Below are 22099 nucleotides of genomic sequence, written 5' to 3' on the forward strand. Positions count from 1 at the left end.
ATCGGCGGCGGCTACGCCAGCCGCGATCGGGTCCCAAGTCGCGGAAACATCGGCAAAAGACGGTCCGCGGCGTACGGTTACCGAACCCGCGCCCATGCGTTGTGGCGGATTGGAGATCGTTCGACGGGGATCGCGCGGCTCCCGGGGGACCTTGTCATGACGATCATCACGCGCCGCCGCCTCCTGTCCGGGGTGGCGTTCCTTGCCGCCGCCTCTGCGCAGGCGCAAACCACCCCCGCACCCGAACCGGCCACCGAACAGCCCTCCGCGCAAGCCGACGACGGCAACATCGTCGTCACCGGTTCGCGGATTACCCGTCCCGACTATGCGGCGCCCAACCCGGTCGTGTCGTTCGGTGCCGAGGACCTGCGCCAGTCGGGGACGACCAACGTCACCACCTTCCTGCAACGCGTGCCGGCGCTGACCAACTCGCTCGACAGCACCCGCACTGCCGGGCGCAGCCAGGGCGACGGTGCGCTGGGGCAGGTCGGGCTGAACCTGCTCGACCTGCGCGGGCTCGGCCCCAATCGCACGCTGGTGCTGGTCAACGGACGGCGGCATGTCGCCGGCCAGTCGGACACCGCCGCGGTCGATATCAACGCCATCCCGACCGACCTGATCGAACGCGTCGACGTGCTGACCGGCGCGGCCTCGGCAATCTACGGTGCCGACGGCGTATCGGGCGTGGTCAATTTCGTGCTGCGTCGTGATTTCGACGGGGTGGCGGCGCGCGTGCAGGCGGGGATTTCGGAGCGCGGCGATGCCGGCAACCGCTTCGCCTCGATCATCGCCGGGCGCAATTTCGCGGACGGACGCGGCAACCTGACCCTCGCCTACGAATACAACGCCGACGATCCGCTGGCGAACGACGACCGCGACTATCTGGCGCTCGCTCAGCGACAGTACTTCGTCAACACCGACGATTTCGATCCCACCCGTCCCGGCAGCTACAAGGTCGCCCCGGCGCGCGACCTGCGCTATCCCTATGGTTCGAACCAGGGCTATGTCGTGATCGGCGACCAGGTGTTCCGCGGCGACGGCGCCCGCTATACCTCCGGCCGCATCCTCTTGAACGACGGCTATTCGATCGGCGGCGACGATACGCCGGTCGCGGGCTATATCGGCGATATCCTGCCGCGCACCGAACGCCATGCGGTCAACGCCCTCGCCCGCTTCGATGTCTCCGACGCGTTCAGGCTGTCTGCCGAGGCGAAGTTTGTGCAGAGCGAGGTGACCAGCTTCAGTGGTTTTGGCGGCAACTATCCCGCGACCATCGCGCTCGATAATCCGTTCATCCCGGTGTCGATCCTGACCGCCGCCCGCGCCGCGGACCTGACCTCGGTCGATATCAGCCGCAACAATTTCGACATTCCCCGCCGGGGTGAGACCGATCGCCGCCGCACCTGGCGCGGCGTGATCGACGTCAGCGGGCGCATTTCCGACCACGCGAATTACGATGTGTCCTACACCTATGGCCGCACAGACGTGCGCGCGACCAAGCGCAACGACCGGCTGAACGATCGCTTCCTCGAAGCACTCGATGCGGTGCGCGACGGCAGTGGCCAGATCGTATGCCGCTCCGCCACCGCCCGCGCCGCCGGGTGCGTTCCGGTCAACACCTTCGGCGGCAACACCGTCGACGGGCGTTCGTTCGACTATTACCTGTTCGATCCGGTCAGCACCGCGCGGATCGAACAGCATGTCGTCAACGCCGCGCTGACCGGTGATTTCGGCCAGTTCTTCGAACTGCCCGGCGGCCCGGTCGCCTTTGCGGCGGGCGGCGAATATCGCAAGGAATCGAGCCGCTTTCGCCCGGCCCAGCAGCTGCTCGACAACGCCTTTTATCAATTCGACGAATATGTCATTCCCACGCCCTCGCGCGGCAGCTTCGACGTGTGGGAAGCGTTCGGTGAACTGAACGCGCCGCTGCTGAAGGACGTCCCCTTCGCGCACCTGCTGTCGGTCGGCGCGGCGGGGCGTCTGTCGGACTATTCGACGATCGGCACGACCCGGGCTTGGCAGGTCAACGGGATCTATGCGCCGATCGCCGCGATCACCGTCCGCGGCTCCTATGGCCGCTCGGTCCGTGCCCCGAACATCGGCGAAATCTTCCGCCCGCAGACCGGCACCAGCAACTTCTTCTCCGACCCGTGCTACCTCGCCAACCGTACGCTCGGCACCTCGTTCCGCGCAACAAATTGCCAGACGCTGATCACTGCAGCCGGCGGCAATCCCGCAACCTTCACCGCCGCCAACAACCCCGATGCGACGATCTTCATCCCCGGCACGCAGGAGGGCAATCGCAACCTGCGCCCCGAAGTCGCCAAGACGTGGACCGCGGGCATCGTGCTGCGCCCCGACTTCGTCCCCGGCCTGTCGATCGCGGTCGACTGGTACGACATCGACCTGACCGATGCGATCAACACGCCCGGCGCCAACACCATCGCCGAACTGTGCGTCGACCAGCCGACCCTCGACAACGCCTATTGCGGCGCGATCACCCGCGCGACCGGCACCGGCTTCATCAACGGCTTCACCGTCCAGCCACAGAATGTCGCATCGTTCCGCACCGCCGGTGCCGAACTCAACATCGCCTATCGCTTCACCACCACCGACGTCGGCAGCTTCGACCTGCGACTGGTCGGCGGCTATCTCGACCGGTTGGAACAGATCGCGACGCCGGGCGCGGCGATCGAGAACAATGTCGATCAGCCGTTCCGTCCACGCTACACCCTCGCCTTCTCGCCCAGCTGGGAAATTGAGGCGCTGACGCTCAGCTATAATCTGCGCTGGCAGAACGGCGTCCGGCGCTTCACGCGCTTCGACACCGACAGTACGCCCAACTTCGTCGACCCGCGCTATTTCCGCTACAAGGAATTGTGGAGCCACGACGTGCAGGCACAGGTGCGGGTAAACGATCGCTTCGCCTTTTACGGCGGCGTCAACAACCTGATCGACCAGCGTCCCGATATCGGGTTCGAAACCAACGTGCCGATCTCGCCGATCGGCCGCTATTTCTACGCCGGTGCGCGCATGGGTCTGGGTACGCGCTGACGCTTGCTCCGCGGGCCGTCAGGCCGCAAAGGGCGGGGATGCAGCATGTCCCCGCCCGCCTCGCGTCGTATGACGTCGTCATCCCGTGCCACAACCGCGCCCATGTCGTCGCCGACGCGGTGGAAAGCGTGCTGGCACAGGACCATGCGCCTTGCCGGGTGATCGTGGTCGACGATGGATCGACCGACGCCAGCCCGACGGTAATCCGCGCGCTCGCCGCGACGCACGACCGGGTGCAGGCGATGATCCTGCCGCGCAACGTCGGCGCGTCGCAGGCCCGCAACAGCGGCGTCGCGCTGGCAACCGCCGAATGGGTCGCGTTCCTCGACAGCGACGATGTCTGGCTGCCCGGTGCGGCCGAGGCGCTGCTGGCACCCGCCGCCACCGCGGGTCACGATATCGTCGTCGGCCATTTCGCACGGATCGAAGGGGCCGCACCGCCCACCCCTCCCGAATGCGGCTGGGACGGCGGCTGCATCGGGCTGGGGTTGGCGAGCGGCGGCGTGATCGGGCCCAGCTGGTCGGTGGTCCGCCGCAGCCTGGTCGAACGCGTCCACGGCTTCGACCCCAGCTTCCACAATTGCAACGACTGGGACTTCTACACCCGCGCCGCCGCCGCCGGCGCCCGTTTCGTCCGGCTGGACGCCTGCGTCGCCTATTACCGCACCGTCGCCGGCAGCCGCTTGGTCAACGATACCACGATCGGCGAACGCAACGCGCTGCGCGTACTCGCCCACCCCTATTTACAAACCTATCACACGCCCGACGCCGTCAGCGCCTGACGACCGCTCGATCTGGCAGCAGCCTGATCGCCTCGATCAATCGATGGCGATCAGCGCCTGCATCTTCGCTTCCGCCGCTCGCCATTCGATGCCGCGCTCGCTCAGCCAGTCATCGCAGTGGTAGGTGCATTCATAACGTTCGCCGCCGTCACACAGGATGGTGACGATCGAGCCCTGCTCGTTCGCTGCCTCCATCTCCGCGACCAGCTTCGCGCACGCGATCAGGTTCGTGCCCGTCGACCCGCCCACGCGGCGGCCCAATCGGGCGGACAGCGCCCGCATCGCGCCGATGCTGTCGGCGTCCTCCACGGCGATCATCCGGTCGATCACCGACGGGATGAAACTCGGCTCGACGCGCGGACGGCCGATCCCCTCGATCCGGCTGGCGCAGCCGTCGGGCAGCGACGTGACCGACCGATCGTCGAAATGGCGATGAAACACCGAATGGACCGGATCGGCGACGCAGAGCCGGGTGGCATGCCGCTGATAGCCGATATAGCGCCCGATCGTCGCCGACGTGCCGCCGGTGCCCGCGCCACAGACTATCCATGCCGGGACCGGATACTCCTCGGCCGCCATCTGCGCAAAGATGCTTTCGGCGATGTTGTTGTTGCCGCGCCAGTCGGTCGCGCGCTCGGCATAGGTGAACTGGTCGAGATAATGGCCGCCGGTTTCCGCCGCCAACCGGTGGGCCACGTCATAGACCGTGCGCGGGTCGTCGACCGCGTGGATCTCGCCGCCATGGAAGCGGATCGCATCGATCTTGGGCGCGGCCGTGGTAGCTGGCACGACCGCGATGAAGCGCAACCCCAGCATCCGCGCGAAATAGGCTTCGCTGACCGCGGTCGAGCCCGACGACGCCTCGATGATGCAGGTGTCCGGCCCGACCCACCCGTTGCACAGCGCATAGAGGAACAGCGATCGGGCGAGGCGATGCTTGAGGCTGCCGGTCGGATGGCTGCTTTCGTCCTTCAGGTAGAGCGTGATGCCCGGATGACGCGGCAGGTCGAGGCGGATCAGATGGGTATCGGCCGAACGGTTATAGTCGGCCTCGATCCGCCGGATCGCCTCGGTCCGCCATGCCCGGACGGCGTCGTCGTTCGCCTTAGCCGACATCGACGGTCAACCCATGACGGACCAGCATCGCCGCCGGATCGGCGTCGCGTCCGCGAAACGCGCGGTAGCTGTCGGCTGCCGGCCGGCTGGCACCACGCGCGAGCACTTCCTTGCGGAACTTCGCGGCCGTGAAGCGATCGATCAACCCCGCTTCGGCAAACCGCTGAAAGCCATCCGCCGCCAGCACCTCTGCCCAGAGATAGCTGTAATAGCCCGACGCATAGCCACCGGCGAAGATATGGGTGAAGGCATGCGGGAAACGATGCCACGACGGCGGGCGCACCACCGCCACCTCTTCGCGGACGGCCTCGATTACCTCCATCGGATCGCTGCCCATCGTGCCCAGATGCAGCAGCAGATCGAACAGCGCGAATTCGACTTGCCGGACGATGAACATGCCCGACAGGAAATGGCGCGCCGCGATCAGCTTGTCGAACAGCGCATCGGGCAGAGGCGCGCCGGTCGCATGATGCCCGGACATCTCGCGCAGGACGGCGCGGTCCCATGCGAAATCCTCCATCAGCTGGCTGGGCAGCTCGACCGCGTCCCATTCGAACCCGCTGATGCCCGCGATGTTCGGCCGATCGACTTCGGTGAACAGTAGGTGCAGACAATGCCCGGTTTCGTGCAGGAAGGTGACGACCTCCTTGTGGCTGAGCAGCGACGGGTGCCCGTCGGTCTTCGGCGCGAAATTGCAGACGAGGTAGGCGACCGGCACGCGGCGGACGTTACCGTCGTTCAGCCGGGGCCGCGCCTGCGCCATCCATGCACCGCTGCGCTTGCCCGACCGCGCATGCAGGTCGATATAAACACCCGCGAACACCGTCCCGTCTTCGTCGGCCATGTCGTAATAGCAGGCATCGGGGTGATAGACCGCAATGTCCGGACGCGCGATCATCCGGATGCCGAACAGCCGGTCGAGCAGCCGCTGCCATCCTTCGACCACCCGCTCGACCGGGAAATATGCGCGCACTTCCTGTTCGTCGACCGCATAGCGCGCCTCGCGCAGCCGCTCGGAGACATAGGTCACGTCCCACGGCAACAGCTCCGCCAGCCCCAGCTGCTTGGCGGCATAGTCGGCCAGGGTAGCGAACTCCTGTTCCGCCGCCGGCTTCGCCCGCGCGGCCAGATCGCGCAGAAACGCCAGCACCTCGCCTGCATTCGGTGCCATCTTGGTAGCGAGCGACCACTCGACCGGATCGGGGAAGCCCAGCAACCGAGCGGCTTCACGCCGCCGGGCAAGGATCTCGGCGATCCGCGATGAATTGTCGAACTGGCCGGCGTGCGGTCCCTGATCCGACGCACGCGTGCCCGATGCGGTATAGACACGTTCGCGCAGCCCACGGTCATCGGCGAACGTCAAGACCGCGTTGACGCTCGGCATCTGCAGCGTGACCAGCCAGCCCGACAGCCCCTTTGCCTTCGCGGCGTCGGCGAACATCGCCTTGTCCGCCGCCGATAGGCCGGCGAGCAGGCATTCGTCCTCGACCTGTTCGGACCATGCATCGGTCGCGTCGAGCACCGCGTTGCCGAATGCGGTCGACAGCTGCGACAGTTCGACCGCCAGCTCGGCGAAGCGCGCGCGATCCTCGACCGACAGCGAAACGCCGGACAGCGTGAAATCGCGGACCATATGCTCGACCGCAGCGCGATCCGCCGGCGCCAGCTCGGCAAACCCGGTCGTCGCGGTCAGCGCGACCAGTACCTCGAACAGCGCCTGGTTCTGCATGACCTGCAGCTCGTTCTCGACCAGCCGCTTCTGCCCGGCGGCATAGGCGGCGCGCAGTTCGGGCGTGTCGCCCACGCCATGAAGATGCGATACCGCCGACCAGACCGCGCCGATCGCCGCATCGGCGCGCTCCAGCGGCATCCATGCCTCGTCGAAGCTGGTAGGCCGGGTTTCCACGATCTTCGCCACGACCGTCTGATGGTCGGAAAGGACGCGGTCGAGCGCATCGGCAACGTGATCGGGTTTTATCTCGCCGAAGCGCGGAAGCGCGAGCGTGTCGAGCAGCGGGTTGGTCATTACGTTTCCCGTTTAGTTCAGCAGATTGGCATCGGCGCCGTCGGCGGCGATCGCATGAGTATTGTGCCCGGCCAGATAGCGTTCGGCCTCCAGCGCGGCCATGCATCCCATGCCGGCCGAGGTGACGGCCTGACGGAACAGCTTGTCCTGCACGTCGCCCGCCGCGAATACGCCCGGCACGCTGGTCGCGGTCGAGCCCGGCGTCACGAGGATATAGCCTTCGTCATCCATATGCAGCTGGCCCTTGAACAGCGCGGTGGCCGGGTCGTGCCCGATCGCGACGAACAGGCCGTGCACCGGCAGTTGCGATATCGCACCGTCACGGGTATCCCGCAACGCGACGGCGGTAACGCCGCCCGTATCGCCCAGCACCTCGGCGACCTCGGCGTTCCAGATCATCTCGATCTTGGGGTTGGCATGCAGCCGCGCCTGATTGGTCCGGTCGGCGCGCAGCGTGTCGCGACGATGGATCAGATAGACCTTTTCCGCGAAATTGGTGAGGTACAGCGCTTCCTCGACCGCGGTATTGCCACCGCCGACGACCGCACAGATCCGGTTGCGGTAAAAGAAGCCGTCACACGTCGCACAGGCTGATACGCCACTCCCGCGATAGGCGGTTTCGCTTTCCAGCCCCAGCCAGCGCGCCGACGCGCCGGTCGCCACGACGATCGTGTCGGCCGTGTAGCGGGTGCCGCCATCGCCGATCGCCAGGAAGGGTGCGGCGGTCAGGTCGACCTCGACGATCAGGTCGCCGACGACGTCGACGCCGGCTTTGCGGACCTGCTCACCCATGCGCGCCATCAATTCGGGGCCGAGCACGCTTTCGTCGCCCGGCCAGTTCTCGACATCGGTCGTGATGGTCAGCTGCCCGCCGGGCTGCGGCCCTTCGACCAGAACCGGCGACAGCGCGGCGCGCGCGGCATAGACACCGGCGGTGTAACCCGCCGGGCCGGAGCCGATGATCAGCACCTTGCTGTGCCGCACGTTGGGCTCTTCAGTCTTCGACATTCTGGTTTCCGATTCTATTGCGCGAGCGCCGGCTCGGCGGTGAGCGATGCTCGCTCCATCATCTCGATCGTTTGCCAGCCCATCTTTCGGTACCGCTCACTGGCCTCCTCCACGCGGTCGAGGCGCAAGCGAAACCGACGGCCCAAATCCGGATGATCGGCGTCAAGGATCGCCAGCACTCGATCGAGTCCGGTGAAATCTGACTTGTATCCGTCCGTCTCGGCCTTTTCGCGGAGGTGGAAGACACGACTCTCTTCTTCTTCGGTCCATCCGATATCGTTCAAGGCGAGGTACAGCTCGAGCGTGCCCAACGCGGACAGCGTGTCGCGCAGGACGGTGCGCATGGTTCCCGGCCACGCCGCCGCCTCGACCACCTGTCCTGCCCGGCGATCCAGTGACTTCTCGTCCAGCGTGTCGGTCGCGTGAACGGCTGCCATACGAGTAGCCTTCCAAATCTTGCGATCGGGGGCGTCTCCGGCGATGGCGCGGCTATGCAACGCCATGACTGCCTGACGCGCCTGCTCGACATTCAGGTGCTGTGCAGTCAACGCCGCTAGTTTGTCATTGCTTAGCAGTTCCAGCATTAGCTGCGAGACGATGCGCGTCAGGTCGGCTCCGACCGGCGTCCGCTCAAGCCAAGCCACGGCGAATCGCTCAGCCTCGGCCTGCGGACGAAAGCCGTTGACGAACATCGGGAGCGTGTCGGCCAGTGAAACCGGATAGCCCAGGCGTTCGGCATAAAGCGGCGTGTCGTCCGCCTCGACAACGGCACCGATGACATTGGCTTTCCCGTTTTCCCAAGCGGGAAAGTACACGAAGCTGCCGCCCGTGATATGCCGACGCAGCCGCTCCAGCGCCTGCGCCTTGATCGCCGGGTCGCCGTGAAACGCGATATCGGCCATCACTCGGCCCCGATATTCGCGTCGACGAACGCGTCGAGCCGGCTGCGCGAAACGGTGCCGAAGGTCCGGGCGGTTTCCGCGCCGTTCTTCACCACCATCAACAACGGGATACCGCGCACGCCGAAGCGCTCGGCCAGCTTGGGGTTCGCCTCGATGTCGACCTTCACGATCTCCATCTCGTCGGCATATTCCGCGTCCATCTCGTCGAGCGTGGGGGCCAGCGCCTTGCACGGCGCGCACCACGGGGCCCAGAAGTCGACCAGCACCGGCTTGTCGTTCTGCATCACGATCTCGTCGAAATCCTGCTCGGTCGCATTACGCATGATAGGTCATCCTTAGGGAAATTGGGGTTTAGCCGGCCTGTCCGCCGACCATCATCCGGTCGATCCGGAGGGTCGGTTGGCCGACACTGACGTGAAGCTGCTGGCCCTGCTTGCCGCAGGTCGCCATGCCGGTGTCGAAATCAAGGTCGTTGCCGATCATCGAAATGTGGCGCAGCGCCTCGTGCCCGACGCCGATCAACGTCGCGCCGCGTACCGGGGCGACCAGCTTGCCCTTCTCGACCAGCCATGCCGCAATCGTAGTGAAGTTGAAGCGGCCGGTGACGATATCGACTTGCCCGCCATCGAACTCGGTGGCGTAAATACCACGATCGATCGAAGCGATGATATCGGCCGGATCAGCGGTGCCGTTCGCCAGAAAGGTGTTGGTCATGCGCGGCATCGGCAGATGCGCATAGGACTGGCGACGGCCATTGCCGGTCGAACGCGCATTCATCAGCCCAGCATTCAGTCGGTCCTGCATCAGCCCGGTCAGCATCCCATCCTCGACCAGCACCGTCCGGTCGGGCGCACTGCCCTCGTCGTCGATGCCGAGCGAGCCCAGCCGCCCCGGCAGGCCGCCGTCGTCGATCACCGTCACGCCGGGGGCGGCGATCCGCTCGCCGACCTTGCCGTCGAACGCCGACAAATGCTTGCGGTGATGGTCGCCCTCCAGCCCGTGACCGACCGCTTCATGGAACAGCACGCCCGGATAGCCCGGCCCCAGCACGATCGGCATCTCTCCGACGGGGGCGGCGATGGCGTCGAGATTGGTCAGCGCCATCGTGGCGGCGGTCTTGACCATCGCCTCGACCGCGTCCGCCGGAAAGCCGTCCAGCCCGGCCCGTCGCCCCAATCCCGCCTGCCCGCGTGCGCGCTGGCCGTTCTGCTCGGCGATGACAACCATCGACAAGATCGTCAGCGGACGGACATCGCCCGCCAGCAGCCCGTCGGCCTCGGCGACCAGAATCGTCGTATCCGTCGCGCGGACATTGGCATCGACGCGGACGATGCGCGGGTCGGTCGATCGCGCCAGTTCGTCGATCCGTTTGAGGATCGCGATCCACGCGGTCGCATCGTCGACCGCGACCGGATCGATCGCGGGATACAGCGCATGGGCGGGCGCGCGGCGGTTCAGCGCGATGCCATGCGGGTGGCTGGCCACCTCGCCGCGGCGCTCCAGCGTCCGCACCGCGCGTGCCGTATCGAGCAGCGCGCCTTCGCGAATGTCGGCGGAGTGCGCGAAGCTCACCTGCCCGCGATGCGCCGAGCGGGCGCCGACGCCCTGCCGCATCGAGAAGCTGCCTTGGGTGACGCGGCCGCCCTCCAGCTGCCAGCTGCGCAGGCTGGTCGTCTCGAAATACAGTTCGGCAATGTCCGCGCCGCCACCGGCCATCACGCCCAGCGCCCGGCCAATCGCCGCTTCGTCCAGTCCCGCCGGGCCAAGCAAGCGCGCCTGCGCGCGGTCGAGCGCCGTGTCGCCGCCGTTCATGCCCTGCCTCCTACCTGCATATCGTCGATCAAGATCGATCCGGTGCGGATCGCGCCCAGCCGTTCGACGTCGCTGCCTACCGCAACAATACCGTTCAGCATCGCATTCATGTTGCTCGCCAGCGTCACATCGTTGACCGCATGGACGACCTGCCCGTCCTCGACCCACAGGCCGCGCACCGCTTGGGTCCAGTTGCCGCTGGCGGGATCGGTCTTGCCGCCTTGGAACTGCGTGACGACGAGGCCGGTGCCCAGCATCCGCAGCATCGCGTCCCAGTCGCCGCTCTCGGCGGTGCTGTTCAGGCGCAGATTATAAAAGCCATCGGCATTGCCGGTCGAGGCGAGGCCCAGCTTGCGCCCCGAAAAGCTCGACAGGAACAACCCTTCGACCACGCCGTCCCGCAGGATCGCGCGCGACGATCCAGCGATCCCTTCGCTGTCTAACCCGCCGCTCGCCAGCCCCAGCACCTCGAATGGGTCTTCGTGCAGGCTCAGATGCGCGGCGGCCACCTGCCGCCCGATGGGATCGGGCAGGAAGCTCATCCGGCGATACTGCGCCGCGCCGGTCAGCGCGCCCGCCAGTTCGCCGACCAGAGTGGCGGCGGTGCGCGGTTCGAACAGCACCGGGCAGCGACGGCTGTCGACCGCCTTTGCACCCAGCGACCGGCGTGCCCTCTCGGCGGCGATGGTCGCCAGCCGTTCTGCCGAAAGCAAATCCTCGACCCGCCGCGCCTGCGACTGGCAGAAATCGGAAATGCTGCCGCCTTCGTCCTGCGCCAGCATGACCGTCCAGCGGCTGTCGTTGGAGCGCATCACACTGCGGCAAAAGCCGTCGCTGGTCGCCAGCGCCCACAGTCCCTCGATCGCTACCGCCACCGACTCGCCGGCGCGCAACCGCTTGTCCGAAGCGGCGATGTCGTTCGCCACCCGGTCGAGCGTTGTCGCCGCTTCCAGCAGCGTCTCCGGTCCGCGCGGACTATCGGCGTAGATCACCGGCATGGGCGCCGCAAAGGCGAGGCTCTCGGCTTGGGGCATGTCGGCATCCGGATCGGGTTGGACATGGTCCGCGATCAACATCGCTTCCTCAACCAGCCGCTCGATCGATGCCCGGTCGAAGGCCGCGGTCGAGGCCGATCCGCGCCGCCCATCGTGGAATACCGTCAGGCCAAGGCCCTGCGAACCGCTGCGCTCGGCGGTCTCGACCTCGCCGCCACGCACCGCGATCTTGGCAATGCCCTCATGATGCACCGAGGCACGGGCGCGAGCGCCGCGCTTGCTCGCCAGCTCGACCGCCAGCTGCGCCGCATCGCGCAACTCCGCTTCGGTCTGGCTCAATAACTGTGTCATGATTTCATCTCGATTCGCGCCGGCGTCGCATGGCCGTGCTGCAGCTGCAGGCGGTGGGTGTGATAGGATGCCAGCTTCTCGTTATGCACGACGCTGACGATGGTCGCGTCCGGCACCGCTGCCAGCACCGATTGGTAGAAATGGGCGGCATTTTCAGCATCGAGCGCACTCGTCGCTTCGTCCAGCACCAGCAGGGTCGGCCGCTGGAGCAGGATTCGCGCCAGCGCCACCCGCTGCTGCTCGCCCGGCGACAGCTCGTCCTGCCACATGCGCAGCTCGTGCATGGCACTAACATGCGTTTGCAGCCGGACCACTTCCAACAGCGCCGCAATCAACGCATCGTCATGATCCTCCGCGCGGTCGGGGAAGCAGATCGCGGCCTTCAGTGTGCCCAGCGGCAGGTAGAGGCGCTGTGGCACCAGCATCGCGGTGCCCGCTCGCGTCATCGCCACCTGGCCCATACCGTCCGGCCACAGCCCGGCGATTGCGCGCAGCAGCGTCGTCTTGCCGTTCCCAGAAGGTCCCTCGACCACCCAACGCTCGCCGTTGCGGATCGTCCAGTCGGCGACCTCCAGCAGCGGCGCGCCATTGGGGCGGCGCAGTATCAGCCCGGTCGTGCTGATCGCCACGCCCTCGGCCGTGCCGCCCGGCGTGAAACCGATGCCGCGTGGTCGTTCGTAATCGATCGCATCGTCCAGCGCCTTCAGACGGTTGATGTTGGCGACCTGTCGCGCGATGCCCGGATAGGCCTGGACGATATAGGACAGGCTGGTAGCGAATTGGGTGAAAGCGTCGCGCGCACCCTGAACCTGGCCGAAGGTGATCGCCCCGGCAAAATATTTCGGTACGGTCAGGAACAGCGGCACGACCTGCATGGTCCGTTGATAAACGTCCTGCCCCGCGCTCAGCCCCATATTGGCCAGCATCAGTTGATAGAAGTTGCGGCGGATATTCGCGAAGGCGTTCGTTAGGCCGTCCTTCTCGATCGCTTGCGCGTTGGAAAAGGCGATCTGCTCGCCGTTGCGGCGAACGTGGATCAAGCCGGCGCGGTAATCGGCTTCGTAATGCTGTTCGCGCATCTTGCGACGGACGAACGGCTTGCCGATCCAGGTGATGAAGGCTGTACCGAAGACCACATAGCCGACCGAGAACCAGATCAGATCGCCACCGGGCAGCGGTATGCGATAGCCGAACAGCGGGAGCGTGAGGGGCGACGAGGTTTGCAGCAGGATGGCAGCGAAGGCGACCGCACGGACCAAGCTGAAGATGATCGAGATCACGATGCTGAGCGGAGACTGGCCATATTCCAGCCCCATCGACGTGAAGGCGCGGAGATCTTCGGCGATGCGCTGGTCGGGATTGTCGATCATCCGCAACCGCTCGATCTCGTAGAAGCGGTCGCGGGCGAACCAGCGCCCCAGATACCAGTCGTTCAGCCACCGCCGCCACCGGATCGACAGCGTCCAGCCGACGAGATTGTGGAGGACCTGCGTCCCGATCGCCATCCCGGAAATCATTATGAACTTCACGACCAGCGACAGGAACAGTCCGCCCTGCCGTTGCTCGATCGTATCGTAGAATTCACGCTGCCATGTGTTCAACAGCAGGAAGACCGAGGTCGTGCTGACCTCGATCAAGCAATAGCACGTGACCAGAAACCATGCCCATTTCCAGTCGTCCGACACGAAGTAGCGCGTGCTCAGCCGCCACGCATGTGCCCAGCGCTCGCGCGCCGGTTGGGTGGACTGGAGACCCGCCTCGCGGCGGGTCTCCTCGACATTGGCTGGGGGTGGCATCATTGGTCTGGACTACCCCGTCAGAACAAGCGTTTGGAAATGCTGACGCGCACGCTACGCGGCTCACTGACGGGAACGTACGTGAAGATGCTTGTCGATCCGTAGTTTCTCCGGTTGAAGATGTTGCGGACGCCGACGTTGAGGTCGAAGCCAGCGACGCTCAGGAACCCATTGGCATCGACCTGTCGCGAAGGCGGCACGACATACTGGCCAAGAACATTGGCAAAGGAGCTCGACCGTCCGTACAGACCGGCCGACACGCCGCCATTAACGTCGTCCGAGATCTTCGTGCGGTAGGTCGAATAGACGCTGTACGTGTCACGCGGCTGGTTAGCGACAGTCGTCTGCGTGGTCGTCGTCGACAGCAGAGCGTATTTGGTGCGGGTCAGCGACGCCAACACCGTCCATCCCGGCAGCAACTGACCTGCAACGTTCAGGTCGATGCCCCGCCCACGCTGACCCGGCCCGGGCAGCAGGTTCGTCGGATCGCTCGGGTCGCGAATGACGATATTGTCCTGCTGAATATCGAAATAGGACGCATTGATCGTCGCGCGCTTGTTGAACAGGTCGAGCTTGACGCCCGCCTCCTTGTTGGTGGTGATGATGTTCGGCAGGAGCGATCCGTCCCTGGCGGGGGTAAAGGTCGCCTGTTCCCCGCGCGAATAGTTGGCGAAGATTGAGAGCGCGTCCGTGGCATCGAAGATGATGCCCGCGCTCGGCGATGTACCGTCCTTGTGTTGTTTCGTTATCGGCGAGGGGCCGGCGAAAAACGTCTGTGACTGGTTGTCAAACCAATTTTTGCGAACGCCGCCCAGCACCTTGACCTTCCAGAACTCGATCAGCGCCTGACCATAGACCCCTTGTTGCTTGCCACTGGTGCGGACCAGCACGTTGCCGAACGCTGACCAAGGCGGGACGATCACGGTGGTATTGGCGCCGAGCGGCGGGCTGACGAACGTCGGACTGCTCAGCCCGCTTCGCTGCTCCGAGGAGCCGTCGCTGTAATTGTAGCCTACGTTGAAGCTTGCCTTCAAAGCGTCACCGATATGCGTCTTGACCCGCAGAAAACCGTCGATGGCGTTGGACGACCCCTCCTGCTGCGACCCGGTAAAGCTCGCGATCACGAGACCCGTGCGACTGCTGTAACCGACGTTGCTGACCCGAGCGATCAACTGGGTCTGATCATGCATGCCGCGTACCACCAGCTCGACGCCCGGCACGATCTGACGCGTTGCATCGAACGAGAAACGCTTGGTGTTGACTTCGACATATTGGTCGGACTTGAGAATCGGCACCGACGGATCGCGGTCGATGATCTGCCGCGACACCCGATCGAACAACGTATAGGCACCGATGCCGCTTTTCGATTCGTTGATGCTGGCACCGATCACGATGTCGGTCAGGCGATCCTTGTACCGCAGCGACGGCGCGAACAGCCAGTTCTTGTCGCCGGTATAACCGCCATAATTATGGTCCATCGTCTGCCCGCTGGCGATGACGCGGCCCGATAGCTTGTTGTCGGCGGTGATTGCATTGTTCGCATCGAGCACGCCACGGACCAGCCCGAACGAACCCGTGTCGAACCCGACGGCCAGCCGCTCCTCGGCGCTGGGCTTCTTCGTCACGACGTTGACGTTACCGCCCAGATTATTGAACCCGGACAGGATCGCATCGGGCCCCTTCAAAACTTCGACCCGCTCGATATTGGCGACCGGCTGATCGGCGCCCGCGTTGACGCCGTATTGCGACGTCGTGGTCAGGCCGTTGACCAGTCCTCCTGCAAAAAAGCCGCGAACTGTATAGGTGGCGCCCCCGTTGCCGCTGTTCTGCTGCGCCGTCACCCCGCCTGCGTTACGCAGGATGTCGGTGATGCTGAGCGCTTGCTGTTCCTCGATCGTCTTGGCGGTGATGACCTGCGTGTTGCGCGGCTGGTTGCGCAGGCCCAGGCCGTTGCGATCGGATGTCGTCGCTGCGCGGACCAGCACGCTGGTTTCTGCCTCGTCGCGGCGGGCGGTCACGACGATCTCGCTCACGACGACCAGGCCGCCCTGCGTCCCCGGTATGACCGTCAGGCCCAGCCCCTTGATCGCCATCTCGATCGCTTCACGCGCCGACCGCGCGTTGCTGACCGGTTGCGACGTCAGCGTCTTTACGGCATCGGGATCGAAATTGACGTTTACGCCGGACTGCCGGCCGATCGTGTCAAGAGCGCGGTCCAGCGGCATCGCGGGAACCGTGATGCCGCCCCCCGGGGCCACCTGCGCCATGGCCGTGCCCGGCAGGCTCGCACCGAATGCGGCGATGACACCGAGGCTTGCAGCCCCTAACAGACGACGCACGTTACCAGTCAGATTCAACATATAATCCCCCCCCCAGGACGCGCACCATCGTCGCAAGGCACAGCCATGCGTCGAATGGGACAAAGCCCCTTTGGTCAAACGGTTAGCGCCTCGCGGCGTGTAATGCGGTGGCAACCCTCGAAGGATGCAACCGCAGCCGTACTCCTGCAGACGGTGTTCCATGTCTTGACGCCTTGCCGCGCCAGCCGGATTTTCTGTCTGGGGTAATGCTATGCTTCACTCATATTACAGGCAAATTCGAAGTGTTCACGCCCCCATGAGCGGTATTGATGACGATTGCCGCCGCCACGCATAGGGTGAAGATTGCTCGATCTGCGTGACGAACCAATTGAGCATCGGATCACGACGCTTGTGCGCCGCGCACTGCACAACGATGGTCGTTGCGCGTTTAACAAATGGTGGCGCAACCACCCTGACGGGCAGGATCGATGCGTAATATTGAAACAGCCACCCGCTCCCCGTGGCGATCAGATCGCTGCCGATGATGATGGTTGGCAACGCCGCCTGCGACGTCGCGCGCATCACGACCTTGCGCGCCTTGAGCAGCTCGGCAGCGTGGGGATCGCCGGCGAAGGCCGACCATCGATCGTCGCGCGCGACCACATGTCGTGCAGCACGGTATGTATCCTCATCGATTTCGTATTTGCCTACCAGCTTGGAATGCTCCGTCCATATCATACAGGAACTGTCATCATCGACGATCGGCACCCGTTCCAGCTCGGGAAGGGCCGCATCCAACGGCAGGACGAGCAGGTCGGCGCCCAGGTCGATTGCTCGACGTGGATCGGCTGCGTCCAGCGGAATGACGTTGATGGTCAGGTTCGGCGCGGTGTTGACCAAGACGCGCTGCACGGTCCCCAACAGCATCTGCTCGATGGCGTCCGGCGCCGCCACTGTGATCGTTCCCGACGAAGTCGGCGGATCGAAGATCAGCGAGAAATTGAACGTCCCGTCGATCTCGCGCATCACTCGGCGAGCCTCGTCGCGCAGCGCGAGGCCCAGCGGCGTCATCTGCTTCTCGCCGTTCAGATACGTGACGAGATCGTCGGTAAAATGCTCGCGCAACCGGCGCAACGCATGGCTCATCGCCGATTGGCTGAGTCGTACCCGCCGTCCGGCTTCGGTCAGTGTCGGCGCATGGAGGATGGAGTCGAGCGGGTAGAGCAGGTTCAGGTTGAGCCGGTGAACGGGTGTCTCCTCGGCAGGTTCGTGGATGCTGCTCTTGCCGCTCATCGATCGATCGTCGGTCACTACCGTCCCCCCATCCAAGCCGTCCCACGGGACGCCGGACGCTTACGCGTCCACCTGCAACCGTCAATCACACCAAAGCAGGGCTGGCAGTCGTTGCCGGGGCTCGGCTATGACGTAAACGTCCATGTGCGTCATACCGGGTCGCTCCCCAGCTTCATGTCTTCCAACGCGACCCCGTTGGTCTCCGGCATCACCCGCGCGGTCCATGCTAGCTGCAGCAGCATCATCGCGCCGAAGAACGCAAAGACCCAGCCGCCGACCGCGCTGGCCACGATCGGGAACAGCCAGGTGATGGCCGCCGCCGCGACCCAGTGGGTGGTCGATCCGAGCGCCTGCCCCTTGCCGCGCACCGCGCTGGGGAACACTTCGGAGATGAAGACCCAGATCACCGCCCCCTGGCTGATGGCGAATGCGGCGATGAAGGCGAGCAGGCCGCCAAGGATCAACGTGCCGTCCGGCGCGGCACGCTCCAGCTGCCAGCCTACCAGCAGCAAGGCAGCGGCACAGACGATCGACCCAACCAACAGCAAGGGCCGCCGTCCGAACCGGTCGATGAAGAACAGCGCCGCGATCGTGAACAGCAGGTTGGTGCCGCCGACCGCGATCGACTGCAGCAACGCGCTATCGGCCCCGGCACCGGCCAGCTCGAAGATGCGCGGCGCATAGTAAAGCAGCGCGTTGATCCCCGACAGCTGGTTGAACAGGGCGATGGCGATCGCACAGGCGACCGGGAAACGGTGCGCGCGTTGGAACAGGCGGGTATCGCTCTGGCCGGCATCGCGGCGTTCCGCGGCCTCGATCCGCGCCAGTTCGGCCTGCGGATCGATAAAGCCCAACCGCGCCATGACCTGCGCGGCCTTCGCCTGCTCTCCCTGCACTGCCAGCCAGCGTGGGCTTTCGGGCAGGACGAAGGTGACCGCGAGGAACAGGATCGACGGCAGCGCGACGACGCCGAACATCCACCGCCACGCCGCCTCGGGCGGCAGGGCCTGTGCGATCAGATAGTTGCTGAGGAACGCGATCACGATGCCCAGCACGATGTTGAGCTGGTTCATCGCGACCAGCCGACCGCGGAACTTCGCCGGCGACACCTCGGCGATGTAGATCGGCGTCACCACCGATGCCGCGCCGATGGCAAGGCCGCCCAGAAAGCGGAACGCGATCAGCATCGGCCAGCTTTGCGCGAGCCCGGTACCCAGGGACGATACGACATAGGCGATCGCGACCGACAGCATGATAGCCTTGCGCCCATAGCGGTCGGCCGGCGCGCCGGTGACCAGCGACCCGATCACGGTACCGATCAATGCCGACGCGACCGTGAACCCCAACGACGCATCGGTCAGCGCGAACCGCGCCTGCAATGCCTGCGTCGCACCCGAAATGACGGCGGTATCGAACCCGAACAGCAACCCGCCCAGCGCCGCCCCCGCCGCGCTCAGGATGATCGCGGTCGTCGCCCGCGCGTCGTCCACTTGGCCCCCCGTCGGCGTCACGACTTCCTGCATCAACCGCCTCCCTGTGCGCGTGAATCGGTCGGCAAGGACCCGATCCCTCGGTCATTGCCCGGTCCCCTCGCGATGTCCATGAGGTAACCGGTCAGCCGCTCGACGGTGCCGGACGGAACATGGAGCCCCAGTTTGCTGCGGCGATAGAGGATATCCTCCGCGGTGACCGCCCATTCGGTCTCGCGCAGATAGGCGACTTCGCGCGTCGTCAGTCCGCCGCCCAGATCTTCGCCCAGTCCCGCAACGGTCTTCGCATCGCCCAGCAGGTCGATTGTCCGGGTGCCATAGGCCCGCACGAGGCGCCGCAGCAATGGCTGTGGCAGACCGGGCCGCGCCGCGATCAATCGCGCCAGATACGCCTCGAAATCGGCAAAGTCGCCGCCGGGCAGCGGCGCGTCCGCGGTCCATGCGCCGGGCGCTGCCGGAAAGAATGGCGAGAGCTTTTCCAGCGCATGTTCCGCGAGCTTGCGATAGGTCGTGATCTTGCCGCCGAAGATGCTCAGCATCGGTGCCTGCTGGCCTGCGGTATCGAGGTCCAGCACGTAGTCGCGAGTGACGGCCGATGCATTGCCGGCATGGTCGTCATACAGCGGACGAATGCCGGCATAGCTCCAGACGATTCGATCGCGATCGACGGGGCGGGTGAAATAGCGAGCAATCGTATCGAGCAAATACTGCGTTTCGCCCGGCGCGATCGCGGCCTTGGCGGGCGGACCTTCCCACGGTTCGTCGGTGGTGCCGACCAGCGTGAAATCGCGCTCATAGGGAATGGCGAACACGATGCGGCGATCGGGGTTCTGCAGCATGAAGGCGTGATCGCCGTCGTACAGCCGCGGCACGACGATATGGCTTCCCTTGACCAGCCGGACCGTACGCTCGCGATCCCCGCCGCCGGCCCGTTCCAGCACGTCGGCGACCCACGGCCCGGCGGCGTTGACCAGCACCCGCGCGCGCACCGTCCGTTCGCCCTGCGCATCGGCGATCGTCGCGCTCCACCCCGCATCGTCGCGTCGCGCCGCGATCAACCGGGTGCGCGTCGCGATACAGGCGCCCCGATCCGCGGCGTCGCGCGCGTTCAGCACGACCAGCCGGCTATCCTCCACCCAGCAATCCGAATAGACGAAACCGCGCCCCCCGCGGTCCTGCAACCCATCGCCGATCGCACCATCCAGCCGCACCGTCTCGGTCGCCGGCAGTCGCTTGCGCCCGCCCAGATGGTCGTAGAGGAACAGCCCTAATCGGACCATCCACCCCGGCCGCGGCGACCGGGTCTGCGGCAATACGAAGCGCAACGGCCAGATGATGTGCGGCGCCACCCGCCACAGTCGCTCGCGTTCGATCAGCGCTTCGCGGACCAGCCGGAACTCGCCATATTCCAGATAGCGCAGGCCACCATGGATCAGCTTCGTTGATGCCGACGAGGTGTGGCTGGCAAGGTCGTCCTGCTCGACCAGCAGCACCGACAGCCCGCGTCCGGCCGCATCGCGCGCGATCCCCGCGCCGTTGATCCCGCCACCGACCACCAGCAGGTCGAATGCGGCTTGCGTGGTTGCGCCGGTCATGCGGAACATTTTGACGCGCGGACGAAAGCATTCAATGATTAAATCGACCATCGGGAGTGACACCGTGCCGACGCATATCTTGGCGATCGATCAGGGGACGACGTCGACCCGCAGCGTCGTGTTCGACGCCCGCGCCCGCCGCGTCGCCACCGCCCAGACCGAGTTTGCGCAACATTATCCGCGCCCCGGCTGGGTCGAACACGATCCCGAGGATATCTGGCGCGACGTGCTGGCCACCGCGCGAGAGGCGATCGCGACCGCCGGCCTGACCGCCGCCGACATCGCGGCAATCGGCATCACCAACCAGCGCGAGACTAGCATCGTCTGGGACCGCGCGAGCGGCGAGGCAATCTACCCCGCGATCGTGTGGCAGGATCGCCGCACCGCGCAGGCGTGTCACGACCTGAAGGCCATCGGTGCCGAGGACGACGTGCGGGCAAGGACCGGGCTGCTGCTCGATCCCTATTTCTCGGCGACCAAGATCGGATGGATTCTCGACCATTTGCCCGGTGCCCGCGACCGGGCGGTACGCGGCGAACTGGCGTTCGGGACGGTCGACAGCTTCCTGCTGTTCCGGCTGACCGGTGGCACGGTGCATGCAACCGACGTCACCAACGCCTCGCGCACGCTGCTGTGGAACATCCATGACGACCGCTGGGACGAACGCCTGTGCGATCTGTTCGACGTGCCCATCGAACTGTTGCCCACGGTGCACGACAACGCCTATCGCTTCGGCGAGACCGCCGACGGCCTGTTCGACAGCCCGATCCCGATCACCGGGATCGCCGGCGACCAGCAGGCGGCGTTGTTCGGGCAGGCATGTTTCGCGCGGGGGACCGCCAAGTCGACCTATGGCACCGGCTGCTTCCTGCTGCTGAACACCGGCGACGAAGCGATCACGTCCGAGCATCGCCTGCTGACCACGCCTGCCTATCGGCTAGAGGGGCGCACCACCTATGCGCTGGAGGGATCGATCTTCGTGGCGGGCGCGGCGATCAAGTGGCTGCGGGACGGGATCGGCGTCATCACCCATGCGCGCGAGACCGACGACATGGCGACGCAGGTCCCCGACAATCACGGCGTGTACATGGTCCCGGCGTTCGTCGGCCTGGGCGCGCCGCACTGGGAACCGGACGCACGCGGCGCGATCTTCGGCCTGACGCTCGGCGCGACCCAGGCCCATCTGGCCCGCGCTGCGTTGGAAGCGGTAGGCTACCAGACGCTCGACCTCGTCACCGCGATGATCCGTGACGGCGGGGCCAAACCGGCGATCCTGCGCGTCGACGGCGGGATGGCGGCGAACGACTGGCTATGCCGGTTCCTCGCCGACCTGCTCGAAGTGCCGGTCGAGCGCCCCGACGATCTGGAAACGACCGCGCGCGGCGCCGCCTTCCACGCCGGTCTGGCGGTCGGCCTGTGGTCCGGCCTCGACGAACTCGAACGCCTGTGGGCGCGCGATGCGTGTTTCGAGGCCACCATGGCGCCGGACCAGCGCGACGCACTGGTCGCCGGCTGGCACGACGCCTTGTCGCGCGTACTGCCTGCGCGAGGCCCGGCGGACTGACCCGCCGCCACCGCC

General features: G+C 65.7%; 15 protein-coding genes. 3 read left to right on the forward strand and 12 right to left on the reverse strand.

Translation table 11 applies throughout. From position 1 onward, the window contains the following. The first annotated feature begins 156 nt into the window (after nucleotides 1-156). Both MF610_RS00150 and MF610_RS00155 read left to right on the forward strand, forming a co-directional pair. Nucleotides 157-3054 carry a TonB-dependent receptor plug domain-containing protein gene (locus MF610_RS00150; protein WP_242192108.1) on the forward strand — a complete coding sequence of 966 codons (2898 nt, stop codon included), beginning with the start codon at nucleotides 157-159 and terminating at the stop codon, nucleotides 3052-3054. A gap of 38 nt (nucleotides 3055-3092) precedes the next feature. Then, a complete protein-coding gene (locus MF610_RS00155) occupies nucleotides 3093-3836 on the forward strand; it encodes a glycosyltransferase family 2 protein (RefSeq protein WP_242192109.1) in 744 nt (247 codons plus the stop codon). Nucleotides 3837-3872: 36 nt separating this feature from the next. Here the strand turns inward: MF610_RS00155 and MF610_RS00160 are convergent, their stop codons facing one another. From MF610_RS00160 to MF610_RS00215, 12 genes are all read right to left on the reverse strand, one after another. Then, nucleotides 3873-4952, reverse strand: coding sequence for a PLP-dependent cysteine synthase family protein (locus MF610_RS00160; protein ID WP_242192110.1), 1080 nt, complete (start codon nucleotides 4950-4952; stop codon nucleotides 3873-3875). Further along, nucleotides 4942-6978 (reverse strand): M3 family metallopeptidase, encoded by a 2037-nt coding sequence (locus MF610_RS00165; RefSeq protein WP_242192111.1) that lies wholly within the window; start codon nucleotides 6976-6978, stop codon nucleotides 4942-4944. The genes MF610_RS00160 and MF610_RS00165 overlap by 11 nt, the downstream gene beginning before the upstream one ends. 12 nt (nucleotides 6979-6990) lie before the next feature. Then, nucleotides 6991-7986 (reverse strand): thioredoxin-disulfide reductase, encoded by a 996-nt coding sequence (gene trxB, locus MF610_RS00170; protein ID WP_242192112.1) that lies wholly within the window; start codon nucleotides 7984-7986, stop codon nucleotides 6991-6993. A 14-nt stretch (nucleotides 7987-8000) separates the two neighbouring features. After that, entirely contained in the window at nucleotides 8001-8888 is an 888-nt protein-coding gene (locus tag MF610_RS00175) for a hypothetical protein (protein ID WP_242192113.1), read from the reverse strand. After that, complete coding sequence (trxA, locus tag MF610_RS00180; RefSeq protein ID WP_242192114.1) at nucleotides 8888-9211, reverse strand: thioredoxin; 324 nt, start codon at nucleotides 9209-9211, stop codon at nucleotides 8888-8890. Before trxA ends, MF610_RS00175 begins: the two co-directional genes overlap by 1 nt. Nucleotides 9212-9239: 28 nt before the next feature. After that, entirely contained in the window at nucleotides 9240-10700 is a 1461-nt protein-coding gene (locus MF610_RS00185; RefSeq protein ID WP_242192115.1) for a metallopeptidase TldD-related protein, read from the reverse strand. After that, nucleotides 10697-12046, reverse strand: coding sequence for a TldD/PmbA family protein (locus MF610_RS00190; RefSeq protein WP_242192116.1), 1350 nt, complete (start codon nucleotides 12044-12046; stop codon nucleotides 10697-10699). Before MF610_RS00190 ends, MF610_RS00185 begins: the two co-directional genes overlap by 4 nt. Beyond that, on the reverse strand, nucleotides 12043-13845 hold the full coding sequence (locus MF610_RS00195) for an ABC transporter ATP-binding protein/permease (RefSeq protein ID WP_242192117.1): 1803 nt from the start codon (nucleotides 13843-13845) through the stop codon (nucleotides 12043-12045). Before MF610_RS00195 ends, MF610_RS00190 begins: the two co-directional genes overlap by 4 nt. A gap of 17 nt (nucleotides 13846-13862) precedes the next feature. Then, entirely contained in the window at nucleotides 13863-16364 is a 2502-nt protein-coding gene (locus MF610_RS00200) for a TonB-dependent siderophore receptor (protein ID WP_242192118.1), read from the reverse strand. Nucleotides 16365-16448: 84 nt separating this feature from the next. Next, complete coding sequence (locus MF610_RS00205; RefSeq protein ID WP_242192119.1) at nucleotides 16449-17453, reverse strand: LysR family transcriptional regulator; 1005 nt, start codon at nucleotides 17451-17453, stop codon at nucleotides 16449-16451. Between the two features lie 131 nt (nucleotides 17454-17584). Further along, entirely contained in the window at nucleotides 17585-18958 is a 1374-nt protein-coding gene (locus MF610_RS00210) for a sugar porter family MFS transporter (RefSeq protein WP_242192120.1), read from the reverse strand. Next, on the reverse strand, nucleotides 18958-20520 hold the full coding sequence (locus MF610_RS00215; RefSeq protein WP_242192121.1) for a glycerol-3-phosphate dehydrogenase: 1563 nt from the start codon (nucleotides 20518-20520) through the stop codon (nucleotides 18958-18960). The genes MF610_RS00210 and MF610_RS00215 overlap by 1 nt, the downstream gene beginning before the upstream one ends. Nucleotides 20521-20554: 34 nt before the next feature. Here MF610_RS00215 and glpK point away from each other — a divergent pair, with 34 nt between their 5' ends. Continuing rightward, nucleotides 20555-22084 (forward strand): glycerol kinase GlpK, encoded by a 1530-nt coding sequence (gene glpK, locus MF610_RS00220; protein ID WP_242192122.1) that lies wholly within the window; start codon nucleotides 20555-20557, stop codon nucleotides 22082-22084. Nucleotides 22085-22099 lie beyond the last annotated feature (15 nt).

It is taken from the genome of Sphingomonas hankookensis (assembly GCF_022664465.1).
Classification (GTDB): Bacteria; Pseudomonadota; Alphaproteobacteria; order Sphingomonadales; family Sphingomonadaceae; genus Sphingomonas; species Sphingomonas hankookensis.